A 5,215-nucleotide genomic window follows, 5' to 3' on the forward strand; every position below is an offset into this window, starting at 1 on the left:
GGATCGCGACGGACGGGTGGCGCGGCTTGATGCGGTCGCGGACGACCGTCAGCAGCGCGACATAGGCGGCGGCGGGGTCGACACCCTTCGTATAGGCCAGGTTGCCGCTATTGATCTCGTTGCCGACCTCGATTGCGGTAACGCAGCCGGGGAGGCGATCGAGGACCGTGCCGACATAGGCCGCATAGGCGGCCATCGCCGTCGGCGTGCTGACGGTATGGCCGCCGTCGTAGAGCGGGTGGCGCGGGTCGAGCGTCAGCAGGACGTCACCGCCGCTGCGGTGGCAATAGCGGGACAGGGTGCCAGCGACGCTACCCTCGATCGCATATTTGCCCAAACGCGGTTCGCCCGAGGCCCAGGGGATCGAATCGCGCAACGACCCGGCGGTGACGTCGATCGCCCGATCGCCCCATGCGGCAGGCCAGTTCTGGCTGAAATGAGTCTGGACGCCGAGCAGCATCGACGGAGTCGCGGGCTGCTGCTGCGCGCTGCCGGCGACCGCGAACGCCGCGCTGATCGCCGCGATCAGGGCCCTGCGGCGCATCATGCCTCCAGCGCCGCCAGGATCCCGGCATCGAAATGCTCGGGGGCGAACCGTTCCGCCTGCGCCACCGCATCGGCGGGGTCGAATTCCGGCAGCCATGCCTCCATCGCGCGAACGCCGTCGATCAGCGATCCGACCGTCTGGTGTTCGAAGAACAGTCCGGTCTTGCGCTCGACCAGGCTGTCGCGGATCCCGCCGCGCGCATAGGCGAGGACCGGGCGACCCGATGCCATCATCTCGACCGGCACGATCCCGAAATCCTCCTCGGGCGTGAAGATGAGCGCCTTCGACATCGCATAAGCGTGGCGCAGTTCGTCGAACCGCATCCGCGGGATGATCCGGATCGTCGGGCCAGCGCGCTTGCGCAGCTCGGCCGCCATCTCGCCGTCACCGACCATCAGCAGGGGCAGTTGCAGCGCGTTGAACGCATCCACCGCCAGGTCGGCACGCTTGTAGGGCGTCATCTGGCCGACCCACAGATATTCGTCGCCAACCACGGCAGCCGGGGTGAAGAGACTCGTGTCGACCGGCGGATGGACGACGACCGCATCGCGGCGCCACGCCTTGGCGATCCGTTTCTTGATGAACTGCGAATTCGCGACGACGATGTCAATCCGCGCCGCGCTCGTCATGTCCCAGTGGCGGAGCCGGCCGAACAGCAAGGTCATCATCAGACGGGTCAGGCGTCCCGCGCTGCCGCGATACTGATGGTAATGATCCCACAGATACCGCATCGGCGAATGCGCATAGCAGAGGTGCACTGTATCGGGATCGGTGATCACGCCCTTTGCCGGGCCCGATTCGCTGCTGATGACGAGGTCGAAGCCGCGCAGGTCGAGCTGTTCGAGCGCCATCGGCATCAGCGGCAGATATTTCTGATAATGACGCCGGGCCCCCGGCAGCCGGTTGATGAAGCTGGTATGGACCGGGCGCTCGCGGATCGTTTCAGACACCGCGCTGGCATCATAGACATGCGTGAAGATTTCGGCGTGCGGAAACAGGTGCAGCAGCCGCTCGACCACCCGTTCGCCGCCGCGCATCGTGACGAGCCAGTAATGCACGATCGCCACCCGCTGCGGCCACCCGTCGGGGCGGCTGCGATTCGGGACGGACGGGGCGCGACACAGGTCACCGGGCATCATCGTTTCAGCCTGGCGGGCCAGACTGCCGATGCCGGCATCGACGGCCAGCTCAGGCATAATAGCCCTTGTAGTCGTGGTAATAATAGGTCGAGTCGCCATAGCCGAACCGCGCCTGTTTGCGGATGTCGACCTTGGTCAGCGCGATTCCGGCAAGGTGGATGCGGTCGAGCGGCAGGAGCCGCAGTGCCGAGCGGATCGCATGATCGGGTGTCTTCCGCCACCGCGCGACAAACACCGCGACATCCGCCTTGCCGAGCATCAGCCGCGCATCCGCGATCGGCAGGACCGGCGCTGTATCGAGCACGATGACGTCGAACCGGTCACGCAGCGCGTCGAGCAGTCCGTCCATCTTGTCGCCGATCATGAGGTCGCCGTCGAAATCATCATCCGCGGCGATCGGCAGGACCATCATCCCGGTCGCGGTGTCTTCGACCAGCGCGGCTTCGAGTGTCGCCTCGCCGCGAAGCACCTGCATGAGGCCCGGGCGATCGGCTTCGGTGCGCAGGAACCGGCTGACGCCGTGGCGGCGAAGATCGCAATCGACGAGCACGACCTTTTCCCCGGCCAGACCCATCGACCGTGCCAGGCAGATCGAGGTCGTCGTCTTGCCTTCCTGCGCGAGCGCGGACGTGATCGCGATCACCTTGGCGGGGGCGTGGGCGGCAAAGGTGATCGACGCGCGCAGGCTGCGGATCGATTCGGCGAACGCCGAGCGTGGCTCGGCCGCGATCGCCGAGGGCGGGGACTTCGCCGATTTGGTCACCGACGCGAGCAGCGGCACCGCGCCGAGATAGCGGACGCCCAGACGCTGTTCGATATCGTCGCCCGTGGTCAGCCCCGTGAACGCCATCTCGGTGAGGAAGGCGGCGACCAGGCCAAAGCCGAACCCGAGCACGGTCGTCAGGATCAGGTTGAGCAGGATATTGGGGCTGGTCGGGGTGTCGGGGATCGCCGCCAGCTTCAGGACGGAGGCATCGGCCTGCTCGGTGCCGAGCCGGGCCAGCTGCTCCTGATAGCGCGTCAGATAGGATTCATAGGTCGAGCGCGCGGTCTTGTTGTTCTGCACCAGATTGTTCAGCTCGACGGTGGCGGCGTTGTTGCCGGCCAGTTCGGCCTGCGCACCGCTCAGCGTCCCGGACAGCGACGCGAGACGGCCCTCCGACACCCGCGTCTTCGCCGCGAGGTTCGAGATGACGCGCGCGATTTCGTTGCTGATCTGCTTGTCGATCGCGGCGAGCTGGCTGTTCGCGCGCTGCACGTCGGGATGACGCGCGCCATAGCGGGTCGTGAGCTCGGCGACCTGAGCACTCAGTGCCGACTGGTTCGCGCGCAGACCCGACACGACGGACGACCCCAGCGCCTCCCCGACATCATCGCCGCGCGAGCCGGAACGAAGCTGCGCCCGCGCGGTCGACAGGCGGGCCTGATCCTCGGCCAGCGCAGCGCGGGCTGCGGCGACGGCCTGGTTGTACGTCGAGATCTCCTGCTCGGTGAGCGACAGGCCCTGCGTGCTCGTCAGGTTGTGCTGGATGCGATAGCGTTGTTCGGCCGCATCGGCGGCCTGCCAGCGTGCGCGCAGATCCTCCGCGCGGCGGGCGATCATCGCGGTCGAATCGCGGTTCTCGACCTGCTTCTTCGCCAGCGACCCCTCGGTATATTGCCGCGCGAACTCGTTGACGATCCGCGCCGCCAGCGCCGGATCGGTGTCGCTGAACGAGATGTGGAGCGCGTAGGTCGAGTTCAGCCGCGTCGCGGTGACGCCGTCCTGAACATAGGTGATCGCCGCGGCTTCCGCCTCCGCCGCGGTCGGTCGCGCGACTTTCGGCGGCGCCGTGAACCAGCTTGTGATCCAGGTGCGGATGCCGTGCGGCTCCTGCAACGATGTGAAGCGCGGATCCGTCGGCAACGCCAGGGCCGAGGCGACGCGCCGGGCAAAGGCTTCGGAGCGGATGATCTCGACCTGGGTATCGACGAAATTCGCGCTGGGTTCGGCGCGGTCGAGATCCGGCCGCTCGCCGACCCCCGCTGGCGTGAGCGCCGATTGTTTGACGTTCAGCGACACCTGCGCGACGGCGGTATAGGACGGCGTCTGCCGGAAGGTCAGCGCCAGGCCGATTATCAGGATGCTGAGGAAGACCAGGAGGAAGATGCCGAGCCGCCGACGGAACATCGCGACAAGCGCGCGCGCATCGATCCGATCCTGCGCGACCTCGCTAGCCTGCGGGGTATAGGGGCTGATCGGCATGGCATTGCCGCCGCCATAGACTTGGATCGCGGTTGTCACTTGCTCATTCTCCATATCCCGGGAATGTCGTTTGCTGGTCGGATCATCGGCGCGCGGCTCATAGTTGAAGCCGCATGCCGAGAAATATTCGGGTCTTGTCGAAGCGTCGGCCAATGCCCAGACTGTTGACTCCGCTCGCCTGATCGGGGCGGGTTCGAAGATAGTCGAGCCGGAGCGTCGACGAGATCAGTCGGCTGAACAGATAGGTCGCACGCGCCGAGCCTGTCATCTGCGTCTGCGTGCGGTCGATCAGGCCGTATAGATTGCGCGAATAGCCCGCGGTCGCGCCGACGATCAGGTTCCGGCGAAGCTCGTAGTCGGCGATCAGCGTCCCGGTGGTCGTGGTGATCGCGCCCAGCGTCGGGCTGGGTGCACGCTGCAGCGCACGATTGAGCGTGAACGACGCGGTGGCGAGCGGGGTCGGGTTCCAGGTGATCGCCGCGGAATAGTTCAGGCCATTGGTGCCATCGAGCGAGGGCTCGCGGTAGGTCTGGGCGAAATATCCGATGCCGATGCTGCCGTAGAGCAGCGGGGTCACGCCGAACGCGATGCCGGTCAACGCGCTATAGCTTGTCGAATCGCCGCTCGGCCCGGCAGGTTCGTTGATGTAATCGGCAGTATTGACGGTGCCGCGAACGAACACGCCGGCGGCAGGCGCGACGGGCAACGTGAACTGGATGTCGCCGAGGATCGAGCGGTAATTGCGCTGGCTGTTGTCGACCTTGCGCCCGCCCGCGGCTTTGCGATCGCCATAGCGGAATTCGTCGAACGTGAAGCTGGCGCGGGTCAGAAGCGGGCCGAAATCATGGTCCGCGCCCGTGCCGAAATGATAGTCCATGAAATTGACCGGTTCGCCGTCCAGCGCCGTGTCGCCGGTGCTGCCGCGCGCTTCGATGAGCCGGCCGACGCGGGCGTCCGCGACCAGATGCGTCCTGCTGCCGATATCGAAGCGACCATCGGCGCCGATTTGATATTGTTCGGCATTTTCGACGGGACGGTCGACAAAGCGTTGGATGTCGCTGCTCGCCCGCACCGTGACCGCATTGCGCGACCAGTTGGAGCGCGCGACGACCGCGGGGCGCAGCGTGAAGATGAGGTCGTCGAGCACCGGGCTTTGCAGCGCGCGGACATTGCTGTCGTAGCCCGTGTTCGCGTCGAGCGAGGGCAGGATCGTGAACGTCCCGAGGCGAAGCCCGATCGGATCATAGTCCGGCCGCGTGCGCTCGAGCACCGACTGCGCGCCGA

4 protein-coding genes are annotated in these 5,215 nt (G+C 66.4%); all 4 read right to left on the reverse strand.

The features are described 5' to 3' along the window. Window positions 1-544 (reverse strand): hypothetical protein (locus tag sphst_RS12025; protein WP_159043598.1); only part of this gene is annotated, 544 nt, incomplete at its 3' end. Next, window positions 544-1,584, reverse strand: coding sequence for a glycosyltransferase (locus sphst_RS12030; protein ID WP_234387617.1), 1,041 nt, complete (start codon window positions 1,582-1,584; stop codon window positions 544-546). The genes sphst_RS12025 and sphst_RS12030, both read right to left, overlap by 1 nt. A gap of 151 nt (window positions 1,585-1,735) precedes the next feature. Beyond that, entirely contained in the window at window positions 1,736-3,970 is a 2,235-nt protein-coding gene (locus tag sphst_RS12035) for a GumC family protein (RefSeq protein ID WP_234387615.1), read from the reverse strand. A gap of 58 nt (window positions 3,971-4,028) precedes the next feature. Further along, window positions 4,029-5,215 (reverse strand): outer membrane beta-barrel protein (locus sphst_RS12040; protein ID WP_159043599.1); only part of this gene is annotated, 1,187 nt, incomplete at its 5' end.

The sequence above is a fragment of the Sphingomonas sp. STIS6.2 genome (assembly GCF_000732685.2).
Classification (GTDB): domain Bacteria; phylum Pseudomonadota; class Alphaproteobacteria; order Sphingomonadales; family Sphingomonadaceae; genus Sphingomonas; species Sphingomonas aerolata.